Below are 23,477 nucleotides of genomic sequence, written 5' to 3'. Positions count from 1 at the left end.
GCGGTTCGGCGCCGGGGTGACAAGGGTGACGCGGACAGCCTGCCTGGCGGAACCTGTGGTCGATACCGCGTGGCCATGCGAAGATGCTGCGGGCGATGTCGGCAGTGCCCGCGATTCGCAGGTGCGCGGGCCGGCGCCGGCCCGCCCGGCCATCACGCGCGATTCGCCGATCGGTCTCGGCACCTCAGGAGTAGAACAGGCGTGGTCATGTCACCGCCGCCTGTCCGTCCTGGTAGCCATAGACAACCCGTTCCAAGCGGACACCTGTCACTCCAGGTCCTCGGTCCGTTGCGGCTCTGGCGGGGCGGCGTGGAGCTCGATGCCGGACCCCGCCAACAGGCGTACCTGCTCGCGCTGCTCCTCGTTCGCGCGGGCCGACCGATCAGCACGAGCGAACTGATCGATCTGATCTGGGACGACGACGTCCCGGCCTCGGCGCTCAACATTCTCCAGAAGTACATCGGCGCGCTCCGGCGCCTGCTGGAGCCCACGCTGGCAGCCCGCGAGACCGGCTCCTACCTGCGGCGGCGCGGCAGCGGATATCTGTTCGCGGTCGGCCCAGGGGTGCTGGACCTCGTCAGATTCCGGGAGCTGGTCGACGAGGCCAGGACGCACGTCGTCCAGGGGCGCCTCGACGCGGCGCTCGACCGCTACACGCAGGCGCTGGAGCTCTGGCACGGACCCGCCGGCGACGGGTTGCTCCACGGATCGGCCGCCCTCTCCCTGTTCACCGCGCTCAACGACGAGTTCTTCGCTGCGTGTGTGACGGCGGCCGACCTCGCGGTCGCGCGGGGCCAACCGGAGCGTGTGCTCCAGCCGTTGCGCCTGGCCGCGGAGATGGCGCCGTTGCACGAGACGGTGCAGGCGAGTTTCATCGGCACCCTGGCCGCGGGCGGTCGGCAGGCGGAGGCACTGGCGGTGTTCGGGACGATCCGCGCCCGGCTCGCCGACGAGCTGGGCCTTGATCCCGGGCCCGTTCTGCTGGCCGCGCATCTGCGGGTGCTGAGCCAGCCTTCGACCGAGCCGGCCGGCACTGACGGCGACGAACCGAGCGGAACGGCTCCCGGGCCGGTGCCCGTCCGGCGGCCGCCCGGGCCACCAACGTTCGCCGGACCCGCCGAGGCGAGGCCATCCGAGCGGCCGCGGGCCTCCGCGGTCGTCGCGTCGCGCGCCGGCGGCCTCATCGGTCGAGCCGAGGAGCTCGAGGTGCTGCGGCGCGCGGTGGGCTCGGCGTTCACCGGCGGCACGGGATTGGTCATCGTCGAGGGCGAGCCGGGGGTGGGCAAGACCCGCCTGTTGGAGGAGGCGAGCGCCGAGGCAGATCGGCGTGGCGCGCTCGTCGTCTGGGGTCGCTGCCTGGAGGGCGACGGGACGCCGTCGATGTGGCCGTGGGTGCAGACGGTCGGCGCCGTCCTCGACGGCCTGCCCGCCGCGGAGCGGGAGAAGTGGCGCGCCGGCGAACTCGGCCACCTCGTAGCGCCGCGTGGCGACTTCCTCGCCGGACCGGGGCTGCCGGACGGCGGCGCCCAGTTCCGCCTGTTCGAGTGGGTCGTCGCACTTCTCGGCCAGATCTCGGCCCGGCGGCCGGTGGTACTCGTCGTCGACGACCTCCAGTGGGCCGACGTCGCCTCGCTGGAGATGTTCAGCCACCTGGCGGCCCGGCTGCCGCATGGCACCGCGATCATCGGCGCCCTCCGCGACCGCGCACCCGCGCCCGGCTCCGAGCTGGCGCGGATGCTCGCCGCGGCCAGCCGCCTGCCCAGGCACCGCCGGATTCGGCTCGGCCCGCTCGACCTGACCGAGGTGGCGGAGCTCGTTCGCCGCGAGACCGGCCACATCCCCGGCACCCGGGCCGCCTACCGGATCCACATCCGCACTGCCGGCAACCCGTTCTTCGTCCGGGAACTGTCCCGGCTCCTCGCGGACGGCAGGGTGCTCACCGAGAAGGCCGCCGCGCAGGCCGGTGTGCCATCCACCGTTCGGGACGTCGTCCGCGATCGGATGGCCGGCCTCGACGAGGACACGCGAGGCCTGGTGCAGATCGCCGCGCTCATCGGCCGGGACGTCGACGTCGGCCTGCTCGCGGGCGCGGCCGGCCTGGACACGCAGACCTGCATCGACCGTCTCGAGCCCCTGGACGCGCTCGGCCTGCTCTCGCCCCCGCCCGGCGACCCGTTCTCGTTCCGCTTCGCGCACGACCTGGTCCGCGAGTCGGTTGTCCGCACGACGCCGCCGCCCCGCGCCACCCGGCTGCACCTGCGCGTCGCGGACGCGCTGGAGCGCTCCGTCGTGGGCGGCGAGGCCGTCGACGAGCGCCTCGCCCACCATCTGTGGGCCGCCGGCCCGCTCGCGGACCCGGCCAGGACCGCGGCCGCGCTGATCCGCGCTGGCCATGGTGCCGCGGTCAAGGCCGCGTTCGAGGCTGCCGCACAGCAGCTGGAGTCGGCCGCGCGGGTGGCCCGGACGGCGGGTCTGGCGGAGCTGGAGCTGTCCGCGTTGTCGCTGCTCACCGCGGTCGTCGGAATGCGGTCCGGGTACGCCGGCTCCCCGGCCGAAATGCTGGAGCGCGCCGAGGACCTGGCGCGCGGCCTCGGCCGGGAGCGGGAGGCAGCCGACTTCCTCTTCTCCCGCTGGCTCGCCTACGCCCAAAGCATTCAGCTCGACCAGGCCGGCCCGCTGGCGCGCCGGCTGCTCGAACAGGGCGAAGCGTCCGCCGACTCGGTCGTACAAGCGTATGGCCGACATGCCTGGGGAATCCACCAGTGGGGTGTCGGCAACATCGGCGAGGCGTTCCGGTACCTGAGCCAGTCCAACCTGGCTATGCGCCTGGCCCAGCATGAGGAGGAACGGCTCCGGCACGACCTGCAGCTTCTCTCGCCGGTGATGCTCGCGTTGATGACCGCCTTGCACGGTGACGTCGCCGGTGCGCGGGCGCTACTCGACCAGCTGGAGGCTGCGGCGGGCGACAACCCCTATGCGGTCGCGGTCTGGTCCGCCTTCGCCGCGACCGTAGCGGCGCTGGGCGGCGACCCGGCCTGGGCGCTGCGCGTGGCGGAGCGAGGGATCGCGGTCGACCGGGATCTCTCCTTCGCCTTCCTCGGCAGCTACCCGCGGCTGGCCCGGTGCTGGGCGCGGGCCACGGCCGGCGAGGAGGCGGCCGGCAGGGCGGCGGCCGGCGCGGCAGCCGCCGCGGAGGAGATCATCGAAGCGACCCTGCTTGACCCGCCCCGCTCGTGCCTGGCCTCCTGGTACGGCCTGCTCGCCGAGATGTGGCTGGCGGCCGGGATGCCGGCCGAGGCCGCCGGCGCCCTCCACCGGGCGCAGGAGCTCCTCGACACCTACGGCGAACGCTACGCCGAAGGCCACATACTCCTGGTGCGCGCGCGGCTCATGCGGGTTCGCGGCGAGCCCACCGCCGCCGTCCGGGCCGCCGCCGAGCGGGCTCGCGCGCTTTCCACCGAGCGCGAGGCCCACCTGTTCGCCCACCGCGCGGAGGAACTGCTGGCCAGCCTGGCGGGGGCGGCGTACGACGGCTGATCGCGGCGCCACGACCCTTGCCGCCAGCGAACGCACGGTCATCGGTCCGCGTCCGGGCTCGGCGCGGCAGGAGGCAGCTCAGTGGGTGGACCTCACGCCGGGCCGCCGGTAGAAGGCCCAGACATGGAATCCCAGGCCGATTCCCCAGGCCACGATGGACCACAGCGGCCAGAAGAAGTGGTCCGGCGTGAGGGTAGCCCACAGCGCGACCTGGACAAGATTGGCCAGGATGTAGGAGAGAACGTGGGACCAGAGGCCCCACTTCAGCACGGTATCGCTCTTTGTCGACCTCATGCCCGTAGGTTAGATCGGCGAACTTGACGACGAGTGAACCGCCAGTTCATCGGCGGCTCAGGTCCACTCTGACTCGTTCAGTGGCCGTCAAGAACCCGGCTCTATGTTTGGATCTCGATCGCCACCGAAAACAACGGGCATTGAAGGGTCCATATCGATGACGACAACTCGCCGGACGATCCTGGTTGGATCCGCCACGGTCGCGACCGGCGCCCTGGCCGGCGCGCCCACCGCGCAGGCACTCACCCAGCCCGCCAAAAGGCAGCGCCCCACGGTGGTACTCGTGCACGGCGCGTTCGCCGACGCCTCCGGCTGGAACGGCGTCGCCGCCCGGCTCGTCCGCGACGGCTACCCGATCATCGCGCCACCGAACCCGCTGCGCGGCGTGGCCACCGACTCCGCCTACCTGGCGAGCATCCTCGCCACCCTCAGCGGCCCGCTGGTCCTGGCCGCGCACTCGTATGGCGGGATCGTCGTCACGAACGCCGCGGCCGGCAACGCGAACGTGAAGGCGCTGGTCTACGTGGCCGCGTTCGTCCCCGATCAGGGGGAGACGCTGTTGGGTCTGCAGACGAAGTACCCGGGAAGCAAGCTGAACGAGACGGCGCTGGACATCCGTGCCTACGGTGCGGGCGTCGACGGATACATCAGGAAAGACGTCTTCCGCGACGTGTTCGCCGGCGACCTGCCGCGGCCGACCACCGACCTGATGTGGGCCGGCCAGCGGCCGAGCGACGTGCGCGCGCTGCAGGAGCCGGCCTCAGGCTCGCCGGCCTGGAAGGCCATTCCCTCCTGGTATCTCGTCGCCCGCAACGACAATGTGCTGCCCGCCGCAGCGCAGCGGTTCATGGCGCAGCGGGCCGGCGCACGCACCACCGAGGTCAACGCCTCGCACGTCGCGATGATCGCGCAGCCCGCCGTAACCGCCGAGCTCATCAAACGCGCCGCGGGCTGACGAATTACGCGGCCGCGGTGACACATTCGACCGCTTTCCGTCAAGGATGGACGATGCATCAGAGTGCATATGAAGGCCAGTGCGCCGAGGAGAAACGACACGCCTACGCCGGCTCACCCGCCCGCAGTCCCAGGATGACGTTGTTCGCACTGGCACTCGGCACCTTCGCGATCGGCACCGGCGAGTTTGGTAGCAACGGTGTCATCCAGCTGTTCGCGTTCGATCTGGCCGTGTCGATCCCCGTCGCGACCCATGCGATCACCGCATACGCCTTCGGAGTGGTGATCGGCTCCCCGGCGATCATCCTGCTTGCCGCCCGGGTCAACCGGCGCACGCTACTGCTCGGCCTGATCGTGCTGTTTCTGGTCGGCAACGGGCTGTCCGCGCTGGCACCGAACATCACGCTGCTCGTCCTCTTCCGGTTCGTCGCCGGCAGCGTGCAGGGCGGGTTCTTCGGCGCCGGCGCCGTCGTCGCCGCGTACGTCTACGGCCCGGGCAAAGGCGGCAGGGCGTTCGCCACCGTGATGGGGGGGCTCACCATCGCCACCATCGCCGGCTCACCGCTGGCCACCTTCGTCGGCCAGCACGCGGGCTGGCGGGTCATGTACTGGACCGTGGTCGGCGTCGGGCTGCTCGCCGGCGCCGCCCTGGTCGCCTGGCTGCCCCACACCGCCGACCTGAGCGGCGGCTCCATCACGAACGAGCTGAGCGCCCTGCGCCGTGTCAACGTCTGGCTGATGGTCACCGCCGCGGCGCTCGGAATCTCCAGCATCTTCGCCGTCTACACCTTCATCGGCCCGTTCATCACCGACGCGGCACGGCGCGACGCCTCGCTCATCCCGATCGCGCTCGCCGTCTTCGGCCTCGGCATGGCGGCGGGCAACTACTTCGGCGGCCATCTCGCCGACCGCTACGAGAACCGCGGGTTGCTCTGGGGCTACGGCGGCGTCCTGGCGTTCCTCGTGCCGATCGGAGTGGCCGGCGACAGCCTGGTGGTCCTGCTGCCCTGCCTGTTCGGCGTCGGCGCGACCATGATGGCCGCGATTCCCACCATCCAGGTCCGGCTGACCGGCTTCGCGCCGGACGCCCCGACCCTGATGGGGGCGCTCAACCTGGCCGCACTCAACCTGGCCAACTCCCTCGGCGCGATCGGCGGCGCCGTCGCGCTCGACGCCGGCTGGGGAACCCTGTCCACCGTCTGGGCTGGCGTCGTGCTTACCACCGCCGGTCTGCTCCTGTACGCCGCGACCATCGCCCGGGCGAAGACAACGCCCGTTCTGATTCCTGCCTGAACGGTCCGGGGCACACGAACCATGCGGCCCACAGGGCCCAAGTGAAACGAGCAGGTCTGATGAGCCCGGAGAACGAGAAACCGCGGGACGAGTTCCCGGTCCGTGCGCGCCACCTGCTGCGGCAACGGGCCGTGTGGGTGCTACCGCTGGTCCTGGCCTCGGTCGTCGTCGCCGCGATGACCGCGCTGTACCTCGGGTCGGCAGTAGATCCGCAGGTTCATGTGCGCGGCCTGCCGGTCGAGGTGGTCAACGGCGACCGCAGGGCCACCCTGGGAACAGAACACGTCGACCTCGGCAAACTGATCGAGGACGGCCTGCGGACCAGCCCCGCGGTGTCCCACCGGCTGCGCCTGGAGCTTGTGACCCTGCCCGAGGCCGAACGAGCCATGAGCCGCGGGCACGCGTACGCGACCATCGTGATTCCGCCCGACTTCACCGCCTCACTCCTGGCGAAGGCCGGCCTGCCGACGACCGGGACGACCGGCGACGGGTCACTCCAGCTGCTGACCAACCCGCGTGCCGGCACGCTGGCGGTGAGCCTGGCCACCGGCATCCTGCAACCCGCGGTCGCCCGCGCCTCGCGGGCGGTCAGCGCCCAGCTGACGGCGGCCGCCGGCGCGGGGACCCAGGACGTCGCGACGACGGCGTTCCTGGCCAACCCTGTGACGGTCACGACCAGCCAGTTCCACCCCCCGCCCGACGACAGCGCGCTGGGCCTGAGCGCCTTCTACCTGGCGCTGCTGACCCTCATGTGCGGGTTCCTGACCGGAACAATCCTGCACGGCACGGTGGACGCGGCACTTGGCTACGGCGCGTCCGAGGTCGGCCCCCGGTGGACCCAGCTCCAGCCGAAAGCGATCAGCCGCTGGCGGACCCTCCTGATCAAATGGGCGATGGTGGCGGTCCTGACCGCGGTCGTCACCGGCTTCATGATCGCGGTGGCAGCCGGCGGCCTGAGCATGGACGCTCCCCACCCGCTGCTGCTGTGGCTGTACACGTGGCTGTGCGCGGCCAGCGTCGCGGCCGGGACGATCGTGCTCTTCGCGGCGCTCGGCACCCCGGGGCAGCTGGCCGCCCTCCTGCTCTTCGTCTACGCCGGCCTCGCCTCAGCCGGCGGGACCGTGCCCATCGAGGCACTACCCCCGTTCTTCCGGCTGCTCAGCGAGGCTGAGCCGCTGCGGCAGATCCTCACCGGGGACCGGGCCATCCTGTACTTCGACGCGCAGGCCGACGCGGGCCTGACCCGTGGCGTCGTGGCGGCCGCGATCGGCCTGGCCTGCTGGCTCCTCGCGGGCACCCTGATCGTCCGCTGGTACGACCACCGCGCGATGCACCGGATGACCCCGGACCTGCTGGCCTACGTCGGCCGCGCCGTCGAGAACTACCAGCCCCACGAACGGGACGAAGCCGACCGCGCCGCAGCCAAGGCCGCCGCCGACGTCGTTCCCCGCCGCCTTCCGCCGGCGCCACCGCCACCGCCACCGGCCGACCCACCCGCTCTACCGCCTCCTGACAATCTCACGGCAGATGGTCCAGGACTCGACCCGTAGAACGACCTCGGCCGCGACACCCACAGAGCCGAGAAAGGTCGGCGAGAGGAGGGCATGCGCTCGCAGCGCACCCGCAGCGCGCAGCTCTCGTCCCCCATGAGCCAAGCCGAGCGATGTCGCTGTCAGTAGCCGACGGCCATGGTGGGGCCCGTGGCGACGGGGTGACTCGTGGCGCGCGTGGTTAGTCTGCCTTGGTCTTCCGCTCCATCTGGATCCCCGTCAAGGCGGCCATCCTGAACCTGCTGTCGATCTCCGCCGCGCTCGGCGTGATCACGCTGGTGTTCCAGCACGGGTGGTTCGGCGCGCAGCCAGGGCCGATCGAAGCGTTCATCCCGGCACTGATCTTCGCGATCGTGTTCGGGCTGTCCATGGACTACGAGGTCTTCCTGATCTCTCGCATCCCTGAGGAATGGATCCGGACGAAGGACCACTCACTTTCGATGCGCGAAGGGCTGGCCTCCACCGGCAACGTAATCATCGCGGCCGCGGCCATCATGATCGTGGTCTTCGCCGCTTTCGTGCTGAGCTCCGACCGGATGCTTCAGCAGTTCGAACTCGGCCTGGCCGTCGCGATCCTGCTGGATGCCGCGGTCATTCGTTGCCTCATTGTCCCAGCCGTCCTGCAGATGCTCGGTAAGTGGTCATGGTGGCTGCCCGTACCGCTCGCCCGAAAGTTGCCCACGGTATCCATCGAACGCCCCGCGACCTTTGTGGACTGACGAGCCGACCAGAGTCGACACCGATCCGCGGGCCTGGCGCGATGTGCCCGTTCAATCTGCCACGTTCACATCGGTCCTCGCCGTCGCGCCACGGACCTCGTGAACACCGTTCAGAAAGAAGGGCCAGGCTGGTGAACAACGGGTACGCACACTCCGGATCAGCATCGGCCGGGCCGGAGGTCACCGGCGGCGCGGCTCAGGAAGATGCACCACCTGCAGGCGTCGCACCACTGCGTACGTCGAGGACGTCGAGGACGCCAAAGGGCACGGGACCGTATCTGCGGCGCCGCCGGCAGATTGCCGCGATCGCGCTCTGCGTCGTCAGCTGCGTTCTCTGCGTCGTGTCCGTGAGCGCCCGCTGGCTGCGCGGCGAGGTCCTCGACACCGGCCGCTACCTCGACACCGTCGCGCCGCTGGCGGATAACCCCTTGATCCAGGACGCGGAGTCGTCGACGGTGGCACCGTGGTCACTGCCGGCCTCGAGGGAGTCGACGACCTCATGGAACATCTGACCGGCCGCTGAACCTCTGCCAGCGCCACGTCCGTCAAATGCCGGCTATGCTTCTTTCCGTGACGCGCAGAGGCCGTAGACGCACAGGGCTGATCATACTTTTCTTCTGCGCGCCAGCGAGTGCGCTCCTGGTGGCCGGCTGCTCCGTCCTCTCTGATCGAGACGGGGATTGCACCGCCAGAGACCGACGCTTTGCTAAAACCCTGAACAACCTTCCCATACTCGAATTGCGCCCTTCGGACGTTCCCCTGGAGGACGACGGCGCCTATTTTGGTTGCACGGACAGCACAGGCTTCCCATACGCAGGTCGGACCTACCGTCCCGGTGACAACACGGTCAAGGATGTGGCGAATTTCTACCGCCGGGCCGCGCCGGCAGCAGATTGGAAGCTGGAGCACTTCGCCGAGATTAATCCTGATCAGCCAATCCACAGGGCGCTTCTGTGCTTTTCCAAATCCGTCGAAGGTGTCACTTCTTTTCTAAGGGTGTCGTTTCCAGGCGACATCGACAGCGGGCCGGACGATGTGCTCGGACCAGATCCCATCGACTTCAGCCTGACCGTGTCCGCGGATCCCGACGGCGGGTATATCTCCTGTTGAGGATCATCGTCCGGAGGTGACACACCTGATACCCCTGCCGTCGGCCCCTCCCACCAGACACCGCGCCGGGCGACGGCGGGCCGAGGTATCCCAGACCGGCGCCACCGGCGCGGAACAGGTCGAGGGCGCACCCAGCGTGGACCCACTGGGACAGCAGCAGGATGCCCAGCCCGGGGATGGGTCTGGTGGAGTGTGGCGGCCGCCTGCAGACCTTCGTCGGGGTGCGTGGGCGGTCGAAGTGCGTGTGCACGGCGATGTTGCGGAACCCTGTGAGGCTCCTGATGTGTCCCGCGCCTGTCGACGGCGTGATTAGGCGAGGCGGCGCGTCCTGCGGGCGGAGGGGGCGGGTTTTCCTCGGCGGCTGGCGCCGGGCCGCGCGCCGGACTCCCGGCTCGGCCGTTCGGGGCGCAGGTTGAGGGGCTGGCCAGCGATGCGGGTGCGGGTCAACGCCCGCTGGGTGTCCCTGGTCAGGTCGGCGGGAAGTTCGACGAGGCTGTGCTCGGCCCGGATGTCGATCCGGCCGAAGTCCGACCGGTCCAGGCCGCCCTCGTTGGCGAGCGCCCCGACGATCTGGCCCGGGGTGACCCGCTGGCGATGCCCGACCCCGATCCGGTAGGTGGCATAGACCGGCCGCGGTCCGCCCGCGCCGCGGGCGGGCCTCTCGCGGGCAGGCGGGGCGGTGTCCGGCGGGAGGAGGAACTCCCCCGGTTCCTGGCGGGTCATCACGGCCAGCGCTGCGGCGATGTCGGCGAGCGGTACGTCGTGCTCGTGGGTGTAGCCAAGGATCAGGTCCCTGAACACGGCGTGGGCCGGCGCGTCGAGCGCGGCGGTGATCGCGCCGTGGAACTTCGCGACCCGCCGGGCGTTCACATCCGCCGCGGTGGGGAGTTCCATCTCGGCGAGCGGCTGGCGGGTCGCCTTCTCGATCGCGGCGAGCAGGCCCTTTTCCCTGGGGGTGACGAGCAGCAGCGCCTCACCGCTGCGCCCGGCGCGGCCGGTACGGCCGATGCGATGGACATACGACTCCGGGTCGGTGGGGATGTCGTAGTTGACGACGTGGGTGACCCGTTCGACGTCGAGGCCGCGGGCGGCGACGTCCGTGGCGACGAGCAGGTCGAGAGAGCCGTCGCGGAGCTGGGCGATGAGCTTCTCGCGCTGCGGCTGGCTGAGGTCGCCGTTGATCGCCTCGGTGGCGAACCCGCGGCTGCGCAGCCGCTCGGCGACGTCCTCGGTCGCCGACTTCGTCCGCACGAAAATGATCATTGCTTCGAACGGCTCGACTTCGAGGAACCGCGTGAGCGCGTCCATCTTGCGCGGCCCGGCGACGGTCAGGAACCGCTGCCGGGTGTTCGCGGCGGTGACGGTCCGCGCCCTGACGGTGATCTCGACCGGGTCGCGCAGGTACTGCCGGGAGATGCGGCGGATCGGCGCGGGCATCGTCGCGGAGAACAGCGCGACCTGCTTGGCGTCGGGGGTGTCGGCGAGGATCCGGTCGACCTCCTCCTGGAAGCCCATCCGGAGCATCTCGTCGGCCTCATCGAGGACCAGCGTGCGCAGGCTGCCCAGGTCGAGCGTCCCGCGTTCCAGGTGGTCGATAACCCGCCCGGGAGTGCCGACGACGACCTGCGCGCCGCGGCGGAACCCGGCCAGCTGGGGAGCGTAGGCCTGCCCTCCGTAGACGGGCAGCACACGCAGGCCGGTGAGGTGGTGGGCGTACCGGCCGAACGCCTCGGCGACCTGCAGGACCAGTTCCCGGGTTGGGGCGAGCACAAGCGCCTGGGTGGCGGCGCTGTGCGCGTCGATCCTGGACAGGATCGGGAGAGCGAACGCGGCGGTCTTGCCGGTCCCGGTCTGGGCGAGGCCGACGACGTCGCGGCCCTCGAGCAGGGCGGGGATCGTGCCGACCTGGATCGGCGACGGCACCTCGTAGCCGAGTTCGGTGAGGGCTCGCAGGACCGGGGTACCAAGCCCGAGGTCATGGAACGTCGGCTGATCTTCGGACTCGGTCACACCTGAGAATACGGCTCCTGTGTGGCAGCCTGGTGAACCCGGGGCCCAGGTGGCCGGGGCAGGCCGGCCAGGATCGCGTCGATGACAGCGACGAGTTCTGCCCGGTCCAGCCCGATCCCGATCAGGGAGCTGATGCCCCGGAAGCCGACGACCAGCAACGTCGCCAGCGTGACCGGCTCGGCTGCTGGATCGAGGTCGCCGTTGCGCTGCGCGGCCCGCAGGCAGCCGGCCAGGGCCGCCCGCTGTGCGTCGAAGCCGTGGCGTAGCCGGGCCGTGGCCTCCTGGTCGCGCCCGGCCAGCTCGACGGTGAAGCGGCTGGCCATGCAGGCCAGCTGCTCGGGGTCGTTCAGCTGCCGGTCGACCGAGTCGATGAGGTAGGCCCGCAGGCGCTCCATCGCGGTCTCGTCCGGGCCTTCCAACGCGGCCGCGTCAGACGCCTCGTCCTGGTCGCAGTAGTCCCCCAACGCGGCCAGGAACAGCGCGTGCTTGTCGCCGAAGGCGGCGTAGAGGCTGCCGCGGCCGAGCCCCGTCGCGGCCGAGATGTCATCGAGAGTCGTCCCGTCGTAGCCGCTCTTGCGGAACTCACGCTCGACGGCCGCCAGCACCTCCCGCCGGTCAAAGCCAGGTGGGCGCCCCATCGGGCGATGGTATCCACGGATCTGGTTGTTGGCGGAATAGTCCAGAACCGTCAGGGTTCTTTACTGAACAGTCCAGATCGTTGGGCCTCCATGCCGACCGGGCGCCGCGCGCACACGCCGGGCCCCCGACCGCGAGATGCGAGCCACCTCATGACTCAGCAGGACGCCCAGCCCGACCGGGCCGGTCCCAGCCCCGGCGCCGTCCCGTCCATCCCGAGCCAGCGCCGTGTGGGCGCCGAAGCCCGGCCCGTCTCCCCGGCCCTGCTGCTGGCGATCCTGTCGATCGCGAGTTTCCTGGCCCAGCTCGACGTGTGGGTCACCAACGTGGGCCTGCCCGCCATCGGGCGCGGCACCCACGCCGGTTCCCTCGCCGACCTGAGCTGGGTGCTCAACGGCTACGCGATCGTCTACGCGGCGCTGCTGGTGCCGGCCGGCCGCCTGGTGGACCGGTTCGGCCGCAAGGGTGGCTTCCTGCTCGGCCTGACCGTGTTCGCCGTCGCCAGCATCGGCGCAGGCCTGTCCGGCGACATCTGGGCGCTGGTCGGGTTCCGGGTCCTGCAGGCCGTCGGCGCGGCCCTGCTCACCCCGGCCAGCCTCGGCCTGGTGCTGCTGACCGCGCCGGCGGCGAAGATCGGCAAGTACGTGAAGATCTGGTTCACCACCGGCGCGCTGTCGGCCGCCTCCGGCCCGGTGCTGGGCGGCCTGCTCGTGGAGGCGTCCTGGCGGTGGCTGTTCCTGGTGAACATCCCGGTCGCGGCGGCCGCGATCGCGCTGGGCGTCCGCTACCTGCCCAGCAGCCGGGACGCCGGCGACCACCTGCCCGACCTGCGCGGCGGCGGGCTACTCATCGTCGCGATCGGCGCACTGGCCCTGGGGCTGGTCAAGGCGCCGGACTGGGGCTGGTCGAGCGGCCGGGTGATCGTCGCGTTCGTCCTCGTGGCGGTCGCGCTGGCGTTGTTCCTGGCCAGCTCCGCCCGCCACCCGGCGCCGGTCGTCACCCTCTCCCTGTTCCGCAACCGGGTGTTCACCACTGCCAACCTGGTGGCCACCGTCGCCTTCGTGGCCTTCGGGATTGAGCTGCTCTCGACGATCCTGTGGCTCCAGGGTCACTGGCACTACTCGGTGATCCGCACCGGGCTGGCCTCCACGCCTGGCCCGGTGATGTTCGCCGTCGGCTCGGCGGTCGCGGAAACCCTCCAGGCGCGTACCCGGCTGCGGGCGGGACGGATCGCGGTCGCGGGCGCGCTGCTGGCCGTCATCGGTACGTTCATGCTGACCGGCCTGGTCACCGACGAGCCGCGGTTTCTGGCCGCGTTCCTGCCGACCTGGGTGGTCCTCGGCCTGGGTTACGGCCTGGCGGTGCCGACCGCGATCACCCGGGCGACGGTCGGCCTGCCGCCGGAGGACTCCGCGACCGGCAGCGCGATCGTGACGATGGCCACCCAGCTCGGCTCGGTCATCGGGATCAGCCTCCTGGTGGCGATCCTGGGCCGCGCCTCCGGCGCGGCGAGCGAGGCGGTCTTCCAGCACGCCTGGTACGTGTCGGCCGGGGCGCTCGTCGCGGCGGCCGTCGCCTCGTTCGGCCTGGACTCTCGACCCACGGCGGCGGCTCGACCGGACCTCCCGCCGGTCGCAGCGGGCGCCGCCGACGTCGGCGATCCGGAGGCTGCGGCCCGGGTGTGAGGACGCCGCCGACTTAGGCCGGCTCGGTGTCCGCGGCCGCCGGCGCGGCGGGCGTGGCATCCGGGCCGGCCGCCGGGCCGGCGAGCCGGTCCGCGCCGGCGATGCGCGGCCAGGCCGCGTCCGCCTGCCGGTAGTGGCAGGCGCACAGGTGCGGATGCACGCCGAGCGACACCCACGTCTCCGCCTCCTGGATGAAACGCCGCTTGTCGTCCCGCTGGTTTCGCCGCCAGGCTGCGTCGACGCGTCACCGCTGCCCCGTGCCCGTGGCGTGCACTCACGGGCGATGGAGATCCTGCGCGTCTGCGGCGTCGAACCGGACCTACGCAAGGTGGAGCTGCCGATCACGCCACCGGGGCACCGGTCGACAGCCATGCGATCACCGAACCGAACTGGCCGAGCCTGTATGGCGTCGCGCCCGATGGGGCGGTCCTCGTCCGCCCCGACGGGCATGTCGCGTGGCGCAGCCGGACCTCCTCCACCGATCCGGTGACGGACCTCCAGACCGCCCTGATCACCAGCGCCGGACGGTGACTCCGGCCCACCAACATCCAGACGACGGACTTTCCGCAGACGTCGGCGACGTGGCCGGGGAACGACCAGGCCCCTGTGCAACAGAGCCTGCCGAGGCGGGCGTGCGGTAGACGACCAGGATGCGGTCGCGGCCGTCCATGTGGGCGGCCAGGTGGCGGTACATCGTCGGGCAAGGGATACCGAAGGCGCCGGTGATCCCATCGATGGTGGGCTCGGCCCGGTGGCCGTTTCATCGGCAGCTTAGTAGGGAACGGCAGTACTGGTGGCAATATGCGGAACTGTGTATATCCGACAGTGCCCGCCGGTCCGGCGGGCCGATGAACGAAGTGCGAAATGGGCAGAAAGGACCCGCAGGGCGGCGCCGGAGTCTTCCCGGATCCTCGCGATGCCTGGCGGGACGAGGCAGACCCCGGGCGTGGTGCGCGTGGGATGGCTCAGGTTTTCGCCTCTGGCGGCGAGGTGGGCCAACTGATGTCGGCCATGGACTGGTCCGCCACGCCGCTCGGACCGCTGCGCGGCTGGTGCACCGAGCTGCGTATGGCAGTGAGTATCTGCCTGGAGTCCCGTTTTCCGATGCAGGTCCTATGGGGGCCAGATCTCATCATTATTCAGAATGATGGAATAGCTCCGTATATGGGGGAAAAATACCCAGAGTGTATTGGTCGTCCCTATCATGAGGTCTTTGCGGAGGTAATGCCAGTCGTCGGGCCGCTACTCGGCCAGGTGATGTCCGGCGGCGGGGCCACCTGGTCGCAGGATCTGCCGGTCCTGCTCGACCGACACGGGTACCTGCAGGAGAGTCACTTCACCTTCTCCTTCAGCCCCATTCGGCGAATCCCGACCGCCGAAGTACTGGGGGTGTTCTTGGCGGCACACGAAACGACAGGGCACGTCGTGGGGCTGCGGCGACTCTCCTGCCTGCGCGAGATCGCGGGTGTCACCGTCCACGCACAGACCTCCGGGGAAGTGTTCACGGACGCGGTCGGCGCGCTGAGCCATACCTCGGCGGACGTCCCGTACTGTGTGATCCTCCTACGGGATCCCCGCACCCCTCGGCTGGTGCTGCGGCCTGTGGCGACGGCCGGCCTGGCCGCGGTGCCGGACGTGTTCTCCCGCCCGGGCACGCTCGACCCCGACGGCCTTCTGCCCGAGTTCGGGGACTCGCTGGTCTCCGGCCGGATGCTGATCTCCAGACGGCTCCTCGACCGGCTCGAGCTCCAGCCCATCACCGACGTCCCGTCCGCTGACCGCGCGCTCGTCGTCCCCCTCACAGCAGGAGGGGACGATCCTCCCATCGGACTCCTCGTGGCCGGTATCAGTGATCGTCTTCCTCTGGACGGTGACTACCGCACCTTCCTCACGTTGGCCGCCACCCAGATCTCCAGCGCCGCGTCGATGGCCCACAACACCGCCGAGGCCCGCTATCAGTCTCTGCACGACACACTGACCGGACTACCGAACAGGGCCGCACTGTTCGATCACCTCGGACAGGTCATCGTCGAAGCCCAGGAACACGCACGGCGCCTCGGTTTCCTCTTCGTCGACCTCGACGGATTCAAGGCCGTGAACGACTCGCTAGGTCATCAGGCCGGGGATGATCTGCTGTGCGCCGTCGCGAATCGGATCCGCCGGGCCGTCCGTCCCGGCGACTTCGTCGCCAGGCTCGCCGGTGACGAGTTCGCCGTCCTCTGCCAGAACATCACCTCCACAGACGAGATCGAGGCGGTCGCCAAACGAATTCTCGTGGCTGTCTCGACATTCAGCTCCCACGAGACACCGGCGAGGACTGTGACCGCAAGTATCGGCATCGCCTTGTCCGGTCCCACGACCTCCACTCCCGACGAACTCGTACGCGCCGCGGACGTCGCCATGTACACAGCCAAACGGCAGGGCCGAGACCGCCACCAGCTCTTCGACGGCGCCACGCTCTAGTACTACACAGTCCCAGCGGCTGCCATGTGGTCCTTGTTCGGGGGTGCGGCGCGCCGGGTGGCATGGGGCGGCCACCGCGTGATCTTCATGGCTTGTGAATACACATGAGGATGCGACGGCGGCCGCGCCGGGCAGCGTATCCGAGACGGACGTCGCGGTGTGGGATGCGGAGCTGGAAGAGCTGTTCGCCCGCTTGAAGGGCTGTTTCCGGTCCGAGCAGCCTCGTGCGCAGGCGCAGGCATATGTGGCAGGGTTGTTGTCTCGGACGGAACGGAAGAACGGGTGGACGCTCGCGGAGTTCAGCCAGGACATAGATCGACGAAATCCATTTTGGGAAACTGTCATGCCTTTTGAGAACCCTTACTCACGTCCCTCGACGAGTGGGAGCACGACGGCCGCCAGGCCGAGCGTCACCAGCACCGTGCCCACAATGTCGAGCCTGCCGCTGCCGTCGGCTCGGGACTCCGGCACCACCCGGGGGGTCAGCAGCAGCGCCAGCACGCCGATCGGCACGTTGATCAGGAAGCAGCTGCGCCAGCCCAGGCCGGCCACATCGGCCTTGATCAGCAGCCCGCCGATCAGCTGGCCCCCCACCGACGCCGACGCGAGCACGAGTCCGTACGCGGTGAAGGCGCGCTGCCGGGCGAGCCCGGTGTACGCGGTACCCAGGATGGTCAGCACCTGCGGTGACAGCACGGCGGCGGCCACGCCCTGCACTACCCGGGCGAGCATCAGCACGACGGGATCCGGGGCGAGCCCGCACAGGAGCGACGACACCGTGAACAGCAACAGCCCGATGGCGTACAGCCGTCTGCGGCCGAAGATGTCGCCGAGCCGCCCGGCCATGATGAGCCCGGACGCATAGGCCAGGCCGTAGCCAACTACCGGGCCGGCAGAACCGGCGGGCCGAGGCCCCGTACACGGCCTGGGAGCCGTTGGTGGAGGCCCTCTACGACGCCGTCGAGGATGAGCTGGACGGCCGGCCGTTCGCTTTCTTCGGGCACAGTATGGGTGCTCTGCTCGCCTACCGGCTCACGGTGGCGGTGGAGCGCGAGGGCGGCCCCGCCCCGCGTCTGCTCGCCGTCTCGGGCTGGTCCACGGCCGCGCACCGCGGTGGTGAGGTAGCCGTCGACCAGCTGTCGGACGAGGAGTTCCTGCGCCAGGTGCGGGAGTTTGGGGCGTTGCCGACGGAGGTCACCGAGTAGGGTGGGCGACTGGCGCGGTGGCATCTCGCTTTAGGCACATGGTCCGGTACCTTTGTCCGCGCGGTTTCCCGCACGTTTTTCATCCCGGCCGTCCCTGGCATGCTCCGTCTCCAGCCGCCCCCCGTCAATCCGTGCATGAGGTTCTCCCTCACACGGCTTACCGACGTCGTTCACCGCCGGCATTCGGTTTCTCCCACCAGGGCTTCCCAGCCCTGGGCGAGACAGTTATCCCAGACAGGCTGACCAGTCCGAGGTCAACCGGCCGTGAGCTCACGAGAACCCACCAGCCGAACCCCATGCTGCGCCGGTAGCGAGCCCGGACGAACCGGGCCAGCCGCCCCCGCGCAAACCACCAGATAGCGACAAGGCGCCGGGCAGAGTGCCCGAAGCGGAAGTACCCAGCCCAGCCCCGAAGAAAGACGTTGAGCTGTTCCACGATCACCTCCGGCGACAGCAGCTGCTGAGACCGGGCGGTTATCTCCCGTATCCGGTCCCGAGCGTGCCGCATCGCCCTGTCCGAAGGCCAGCGCGCGAGAAACGTCACCTTCGGCTTCCCGAGAACTCCCCGGGACCGCACCAGCCGATGATGAAAGCCGAGAAAATCAAAGCCCCCACCATCAGGCTGGAGGTGCACGATACGGGTCTTTGCCGCTTTGGGCGTAAGGCCCAGATCGGCGAGCAGGCGGATCAGGCGCTCCAACGCCCGCTCCGCCTGATCTCGCGACCAGCACATCACCAGCAGATCGTCGGCAAACCTCACCAGCGCCCCGTCACCCTCATCCCACTCCCGGTCAAGCCGGTGCAGGTAAACGTTGCAGAGCAACGGCGACAGCGGACCCCCTTGTGGAGTCCCGCTAACCGGCCGCCTCACCTCACTGCCACCCATCACCCCGGCGCGCAGGACCGCACGCAAGAGCCTGAGCAGCGACTGGTCGCAGACCCGTTCCTCGATCGCCCGCATCAAACCGTCGAACGGGATCGCCGTGAAACAGTCGGCGATGTCCGTCTCCACCACCCACCGCCTGCCCCGATAGCACTCGTCGACGAGTACCTGCAGGGCGTCGTGGGCCGAGCGTCGCGGGCGGAACCCGAACGAACACCCGGCCATGTCGGCCTCGAAGACCGGCTCGAGCACGATCCTGAGCGCCGTCTGCACGATGCGGTCTCGAACAGCGGGAATCGACAACGGCCGCATTTCGTCTTTCCCCCCAGGTTTGGGGATCCAGACCCGCCGCAGCGGCATCGGCCGGTACGCCCCTTCCCGCAGCTCGGTGGCCAGCTCGCCCAGCAGCCGGGTCACCCCCTACTCCTCAACCTGGGCCACCGTGGTGTGGTCGATGCCAGGAGCGCCCCTGTTGGCACGCACCTTGACCCACGCACGCTCCAGGACGTCCCCGCGGTGAACCTTGTCCCAGAGCGCATGAAACTTCCGTCCGGGATCGGCCTTGGCCGTCCGGTAAAGCGTGTGCTGCAAGGCACGGACCGAATCCACATCGGATCCACCGGCGGCGGGACTAGCAACCATGGCACTCACCGGGCCCCTCCTTTCCAACTCCACGCATCGACGAAGCAGCGGCCCTTCCCTCACCGCCGGTTGTGTTGTCCGGTCGGCTCGATCGGTACTATGGCCGCCTCCGACGCCCGCCCGGCCCGCCACCCACTTCCCGGGATCACCGGTTATAAGGCACGGCTTTCCAGCAGATTTCCGCAGTCTGCCGGGCCGGAGAGGGCCTCCCCAGTTCCCGCCGCCACTATCAGTACGTTCCGCGCCCCTTACGCCGGGGAGTTCCTCACGGCTGCGACTCCAGGGTCTTCACCGCTTCCATGGCCTTCACCTCGAGTTCGAGAGGCTCGGCACTCCCTTGCCCCACCCAAAGGACGAGGTGAATAACGACGCCGCAGGCTTCGCGTGATGCTACGGACCGCACTGTCGCTCCCCCTAACAGGGCTTTCGACGCTGGGCTTCGACCCCGCCCGTTTCCAGACGAAGCCGCCAGCCTGCTACCGGGCCTCCTGGCAGCTACCCGGACCGGACTCTCACCGGCAAGCGACGACAGGCTTACGACAGTCAGATCGGCCACTTACACGGCGTCACCTCCCGTCTCCTGGGCACACGAACAAGGTCCACTACGTCCGCGATGTGTCATTCGGCGAAGACGCCTCCACCCTGCGCACCGGCAACATCCCGACCAACATCGCGACCCTGCGCTCCACCGTGATCAACAGGCTTCGCCGAGCCGGCTACCAGTTCATCCCACCCGGCCGCCGCGGGCCTGTGACTGTCCGAGGCTGACGACTGCGGGACCTGTAGGCACACCGAGCCGGCTGCATTCGTCACGGCTCCCGGCCATTCGGTCACGGTGCGAGTTATCGTGATCCCTCGGGTGTCCGGCGCCGCCGGACACCCGAGGGATGCCTCGGGCGGGGGGTTTTGGTGGGTGGTGCGCCGGATCCCCGGCCGGAGTTCGCGGAGCGGTTGCGGGCGCTGCGGGATGCCGCGGGTCTGTCGATCCGGGATCTGGTGGCCGCCAGTGCGAAGACCCCCCGACGGCGGCCCGGGGAACCGCCGTTGCGCCTGAAACGCAGCACCGTCGACGGAATGATCAGCAGAAGCCGGCCGGTGCGGCCCACGCAGGATCACCTCGAGGTGTTCGTCGACACCTGTATCCGGGTCGCGCAGGAGTCCGGTCGGCCGCTGCCTGACGATCTGGGGGACCGGCAGCGCTGGGACGACGCCTACCGCGACCTGCTGATCAGGATGGCCGGCCTGCGCAGCGTCAACCGCTCGGCGACGGAGGCGGCCCGGCGGTTGGCCCGGATCGAGCCGCAGGCCGCCGACCCGGGACCGGCCTCGGTGTCCGACCTGCGGCCGGGTCGGCCGGGTCCGGGATCCGGCCTGGCGGCTGGCGCCATACCGGACGCACTGCTGGTGGATGGTGGGCCGGCGTCGTTCGTGGGGCGGCCGGAGGCGCTGCGTCAGCTGCGCCGGGCGGTCGCCGATGTCCACGGCGGGCGGCCGCGGGTCGCGCTGCTGGAGGGCCCGGCGGGAATCGGCAAGACGGCCCTGGTCCGTCATCTCCTCGGCGAGGCGGATGCCGGCGCCGTGCTGTGGGCGAGCGGCGAGGAGGAAGAGACGGGTCTCAGTTTCGGGGTGCTCGACCAGCTGACCGCCGAGGCGGCCCGGGTCCTCCGAGCGGACCAGCCCTCCCCGAGCGGTCCGGGTGAGCTGACCGGCCCCGCGGGATCCATCCGCGGCCCGTCGCCCGATCCGCTGGTCGCCGGCGCGGCTCTGGTCGAGCTGCTCGGCGAGCTGCAGCGGTCCGGCCCGGTCGTGCTGGTCGTCGACGACGCGCACTGGGCGGATCGGCCGTCCCTGCAGGCGCTGACGTTCGCGCTGCGGCGGTTGCGGGCCGACCGGGTGCTCGCCCTGATGATGGTCCGGGATCTGGTGGACGCGCGGCTTCCGGACGGGCTGCGCCGGCTGCTGATGGACGAGCGGACCGTCCGCCTCCTGCTCGAGGGGCTGGACGACACCGAGCTGCGGGCCCTGAGCTCCGCGCACGTCACCGGGCCGCTGTCCTGGCGGGCGTGCGCCCGCCTGCGAGCCCACACTGGCGGCAATCCACTGCACGCCCGGGCGCTGCTCGAGGAGGTCCCGGCGGAGGCCTTCGACAATCTCGACGTGCCGCTGCCGGTACCGCGCTCGTTCGCGATGCTCGTCGTGGCGAGGCTTGCGGCGGCGCCGGCCGGGGGCCGGGAGCTGGCCACCGCGGCCAGCGTCCTCGGGGCGCATCCCACTCTGGCCCAGGCCGCCGCCGTCGGCGGGGTGGACGAGCCGCTGCCCGCCCTGGAGCAGGCGATCGCGGCGGGTCTGTTGATGGAGCGGCCGGTCGCGTGGGGTCTTCGGTTCCCGCATCCGCTGGTGCACGCCGCGATCTACGAGCAGGCCGGCCCGGCGCGCCGCGCCGAGCTGCACATCCGTGCGGCGGCTCTCGCTGAGGAGGTGGCCCTGCGGCTGCACCATCTGGCCCGTGCCGCCACCGGGCCGGACGGCGGGCTGGCCCTGGAGCTGGCCAGGCTGGGCCGGGAGCAGGCGACCGCGGGGGCGTGGGCCGCCGCCGCGAACCAGCTGTCCGCCGCCGCCCGGCTCGCCCCGTCGCGCACCGACTACGAGCAGCTGACGCTGGAAGCGGCGGACTGCCAGCTGCTGGCGGGTGACGTGCCTGATCCGCTCGGGAAGGTCGGTGAGGTTCGCGGTTTCCGGCCGACCGCCTGGCGTGACTACCTGCTGGGCCGCTTCGCCTTCCAGCGCGGTGACGCGGACGAGGCCGAGACCCGGCTACGGAGCGCCTGGAAGCGCTGCGACCCGGACGGTGGTGCCGACGCCGACCCGCTGCTCGCAGCCCGGGTCGCCGGCTGGCTCGCCGCCCTCTGCCAGACGAAGCTCCTCGGCGCGGAGTCCGCCGAGTGGGCCGGGCGGGCGCTGGCGCTGAGCCCCGGCAACGCGGCGTTCGACCTCATCGGGCAGATCCGGATGGGCGGGCTGGCGATGAGCGGGCATCTCGACGCCGTCCTCGAGTCGGCCGCCGACCTGCCGGACCCCGCCGTCGCCTCCATGGCTGACCTGGACATGCTCGCGGGCAGGGGTTCCCTGCACGCTCTCGTCGACGATTTCGCCGGCGCGCGCCGGGACCTCGGCGGGGTCCTGGCCGCCGGCCGGGGCCGCTCGCTCCTGTTCCGGGTGTCGGTCACCACCACGCTCGCCCAGGCCGAGTACCGGGCGGGGCTCTGGGACGATGCCGCGATCCACTGCGATCACGCGTTGTCGCTGATGGCCGACTCCGACGACGGCGCTCTCCTCCCGTACTGCCATCAGGTCGGCGTCCTGGTGCCCGCGGCTCGTGGCCACTGGGTGCAGGCCGAGGAACACGTCCGGACGACGCAGGCCTTCGCCGAAAGCGGGTTTCCCTATCTGGTCGCGAGCGCGGCCATCGCCACGGCCCACCTGGCACGGGCCCGTGGCCTACCCGCCGAGATCGTCGCGGCTCTCGAACCGCCGGTCCGGTCCGGGCTGCTGGACCTTGATGCCGAGCCCGGGACCTCCGGGTGGCAGGACACCCTGGTCGACGCGCTGGTGGAGGTCGGTGACCTCGGACGGGCCGAGGAGGTGCTGATCCGGTTCGAGGCGGCAGCCAGACAGCGTGGGCGCCGCGCCACGATGGCCGCCGCCGCCCGCAGCCGCGGCAACCTGGAAGCACGCCGAGACAACACGAGCGCAGCCGACAGGGCCTTTCGTGCGGGCCTCGCCGAATGGGAACACGTCGACCTGCCGTTCGAGCAGGCGCTGCTCCACCACTTCTACGGTGCCTTCCTGCGCAGGGCAGGCCGGCCCGCCGACGCCGTCAGGCAGCTCGGGGCCGCCCATGGCACCTTCAGCCTGCTCGGCGCCCGCCCCTATCTGGACCGCTGCGAGAACGAGCTCGTCGCCGGCGGATGGACGCCTCGGCAAGGCCGCAGCCGGGAACCGGACGCATCCCGCCTGACCACCCCGGAGCTCGCCGTCGCCAAGCTGGTCGCCGCGGGTCTCACCAACCGTCAGGTCGCCCGGGAGCTCGTCCTCAGCGAGAAGACCGTCGAACACCGTCTGCGTGCCGTGTTCGGGAAGCTGGATGTGACGGCGCGAACCCAGCTGTCCGGCCTGATGAGACACGACACGGTCCGCACCTGACACGGTCCGCACCTGAGCCGATCCGCACCTGAGCCGATCCGCCGTGCGAGGGCAGACTCTCCGTGCGACAGCGCGCCCGGCGTCCGGCCGCACCGGACACGGACACGGACACGCCTGCACGGCCGAAGGGCCCGCACCGGCGTTTCCGGACGGTTCCCCGCGCGAATGCGTCCGGTGAGATCGCCGGACAGCACGACCGAAGCCACCATGTCCTCAGAGCACGAAAACGGCGACGCAGGCCCATGTACCGGCCTTCTCTCCACCGTGCTGGTCGGATTTCCTGAGGAAAGGCT

General features: G+C 70.6%; 20 protein-coding genes and 1 pseudogene. 14 read left to right on the top strand and 7 right to left on the bottom strand.

Annotated elements, in window-relative coordinates:
* Positions 1–207: 207 nt before the first annotated feature.
* Positions 208–3,537 (top strand): ATP-binding protein, encoded by a 3,330-nt coding sequence (locus C1A33_RS11270; protein ID WP_101831543.1) that lies wholly within the window; start codon positions 208–210, stop codon positions 3,535–3,537.
* 78 nt (positions 3,538–3,615) lie between these two features.
* Here the strand turns inward: C1A33_RS11270 and C1A33_RS11265 are convergent, their stop codons facing one another.
* Positions 3,616–3,807, bottom strand: a complete 192-nt coding sequence (locus C1A33_RS11265) for a 2TM domain-containing protein (RefSeq protein WP_243407432.1) — start codon at positions 3,805–3,807, stop codon at positions 3,616–3,618.
* A gap of 181 nt (positions 3,808–3,988) precedes the next feature.
* Between C1A33_RS11265 and C1A33_RS11260 the strand changes: the two genes are divergently transcribed.
* The 6 genes from C1A33_RS11260 to C1A33_RS11240 all read left to right on the top strand — a co-directional run bounded on the left by C1A33_RS11260 (position 3,989) and on the right by C1A33_RS11240 (position 9,457).
* Positions 3,989–4,786 (top strand): alpha/beta fold hydrolase, encoded by a 798-nt coding sequence (locus C1A33_RS11260; RefSeq protein ID WP_101831455.1) that lies wholly within the window; start codon positions 3,989–3,991, stop codon positions 4,784–4,786.
* Positions 4,787–4,839: 53 nt separating this feature from the next.
* Positions 4,840–6,078 carry an MFS transporter gene (locus tag C1A33_RS11255; protein ID WP_101831454.1) on the top strand — a complete coding sequence of 413 codons (1,239 nt, stop codon included), beginning with the start codon at positions 4,840–4,842 and terminating at the stop codon, positions 6,076–6,078.
* A 59-nt stretch (positions 6,079–6,137) separates the two neighbouring features.
* A complete protein-coding gene (locus tag C1A33_RS11250) occupies positions 6,138–7,628 on the top strand; it encodes a YhgE/Pip domain-containing protein (RefSeq protein WP_101831453.1) in 1,491 nt (496 codons plus the stop codon).
* A 191-nt stretch (positions 7,629–7,819) separates the two neighbouring features.
* Positions 7,820–8,347, top strand: a complete 528-nt coding sequence (locus tag C1A33_RS11245; protein WP_207770260.1) for an MMPL family transporter — start codon at positions 7,820–7,822, stop codon at positions 8,345–8,347.
* 347 nt (positions 8,348–8,694) lie between these two features.
* A complete protein-coding gene (locus C1A33_RS34800; RefSeq protein WP_165818335.1) occupies positions 8,695–8,859 on the top strand; it encodes a hypothetical protein in 165 nt (54 codons plus the stop codon).
* Between the two features lie 130 nt (positions 8,860–8,989).
* Entirely contained in the window at positions 8,990–9,457 is a 468-nt protein-coding gene (locus C1A33_RS11240; protein WP_243407431.1) for a hypothetical protein, read from the top strand.
* 309 nt (positions 9,458–9,766) lie between these two features.
* Here C1A33_RS11240 and C1A33_RS11235 read toward each other — a convergent pair whose 3' ends face one another.
* Both C1A33_RS11235 and C1A33_RS11230 read right to left on the bottom strand, forming a co-directional pair.
* A complete protein-coding gene (locus C1A33_RS11235) occupies positions 9,767–11,467 on the bottom strand; it encodes a DEAD/DEAH box helicase (protein WP_101831452.1) in 1,701 nt (566 codons plus the stop codon).
* On the bottom strand, positions 11,464–12,105 hold the full coding sequence (locus C1A33_RS11230) for a TetR/AcrR family transcriptional regulator (RefSeq protein WP_101831451.1): 642 nt from the start codon (positions 12,103–12,105) through the stop codon (positions 11,464–11,466). Before C1A33_RS11230 ends, C1A33_RS11235 begins: the two co-directional genes overlap by 4 nt.
* Before the next feature lie 150 nt (positions 12,106–12,255).
* On the opposite strand from C1A33_RS11230, the gene C1A33_RS11225 reads away from it, so the two are divergent.
* The gene (locus tag C1A33_RS11225) at positions 12,256–13,788 is read left to right on the top strand and encodes an MFS transporter (RefSeq protein ID WP_101831450.1); all 1,533 of its coding nucleotides are present in this window, start codon (positions 12,256–12,258) and stop codon (positions 13,786–13,788) included.
* A 13-nt stretch (positions 13,789–13,801) separates the two neighbouring features.
* Here C1A33_RS11225 and C1A33_RS34795 read toward each other — a convergent pair whose 3' ends face one another.
* Positions 13,802–13,960 (bottom strand): hypothetical protein, encoded by a 159-nt coding sequence (locus tag C1A33_RS34795; protein ID WP_165818334.1) that lies wholly within the window; start codon positions 13,958–13,960, stop codon positions 13,802–13,804.
* A 59-nt stretch (positions 13,961–14,019) separates the two neighbouring features.
* Here C1A33_RS34795 and C1A33_RS37705 point away from each other — a divergent pair, with 59 nt between their 5' ends.
* The 3 genes and pseudogenes from C1A33_RS37705 to C1A33_RS11210 form a co-directional block, all read left to right on the top strand.
* Entirely contained in the window at positions 14,020–14,319 is a 300-nt protein-coding gene (locus C1A33_RS37705; protein WP_341477215.1) for an aromatic-ring hydroxylase C-terminal domain-containing protein, read from the top strand.
* Between the two features lie 693 nt (positions 14,320–15,012).
* On the top strand, positions 15,013–16,251 hold the full coding sequence (locus tag C1A33_RS11215; RefSeq protein WP_243407430.1) for a GGDEF domain-containing protein: 1,239 nt from the start codon (positions 15,013–15,015) through the stop codon (positions 16,249–16,251).
* Positions 16,252–16,345: 94 nt separating this feature from the next.
* Positions 16,346–16,561: pseudogene (locus C1A33_RS11210) on the top strand (hypothetical protein); the annotation flags it as partial.
* 50 nt (positions 16,562–16,611) lie between these two features.
* Here the strand turns inward: C1A33_RS11210 and C1A33_RS11205 are convergent.
* Positions 16,612–17,100 carry an MFS transporter gene (locus C1A33_RS11205; protein ID WP_279354616.1) on the bottom strand — a complete coding sequence of 163 codons (489 nt, stop codon included), beginning with the start codon at positions 17,098–17,100 and terminating at the stop codon, positions 16,612–16,614.
* Positions 17,101–17,189: 89 nt separating this feature from the next.
* On the opposite strand from C1A33_RS11205, the gene C1A33_RS11200 reads away from it, so the two are divergent.
* A complete protein-coding gene (locus C1A33_RS11200; RefSeq protein WP_243407429.1) occupies positions 17,190–17,456 on the top strand; it encodes a thioesterase II family protein in 267 nt (88 codons plus the stop codon).
* A 157-nt stretch (positions 17,457–17,613) separates the two neighbouring features.
* Here C1A33_RS11200 and ltrA read toward each other — a convergent pair whose 3' ends face one another.
* Complete coding sequence (gene ltrA / locus C1A33_RS11195) at positions 17,614–18,756, bottom strand: group II intron reverse transcriptase/maturase (protein ID WP_207770259.1); 1,143 nt, start codon at positions 18,754–18,756, stop codon at positions 17,614–17,616.
* Positions 18,757–18,759: 3 nt separating this feature from the next.
* Complete coding sequence (locus C1A33_RS35685; RefSeq protein ID WP_207770258.1) at positions 18,760–18,990, bottom strand: hypothetical protein; 231 nt, start codon at positions 18,988–18,990, stop codon at positions 18,760–18,762.
* 606 nt (positions 18,991–19,596) lie between these two features.
* Between C1A33_RS35685 and C1A33_RS34790 the strand changes: the two genes are divergently transcribed.
* Complete coding sequence (locus C1A33_RS34790) at positions 19,597–19,749, top strand: hypothetical protein (RefSeq protein ID WP_165818333.1); 153 nt, start codon at positions 19,597–19,599, stop codon at positions 19,747–19,749.
* Between the two features lie 141 nt (positions 19,750–19,890).
* Complete coding sequence (locus C1A33_RS11190) at positions 19,891–23,184, top strand: ATP-binding protein (RefSeq protein WP_101831447.1); 3,294 nt, start codon at positions 19,891–19,893, stop codon at positions 23,182–23,184.
* Positions 23,185–23,477: the final 293 nt, after the last annotated feature.

It is taken from the genome of Frankia canadensis, from assembly GCF_900197875.1.
Taxonomy (GTDB): Bacteria; Actinomycetota; Actinomycetes; order Frankiales; family Frankiaceae; genus Frankia; species Frankia canadensis.
The sequence above is the reverse complement of the archived record's forward strand: the minus strand, read 5'-3'. Positions and strand labels throughout refer to the sequence as shown.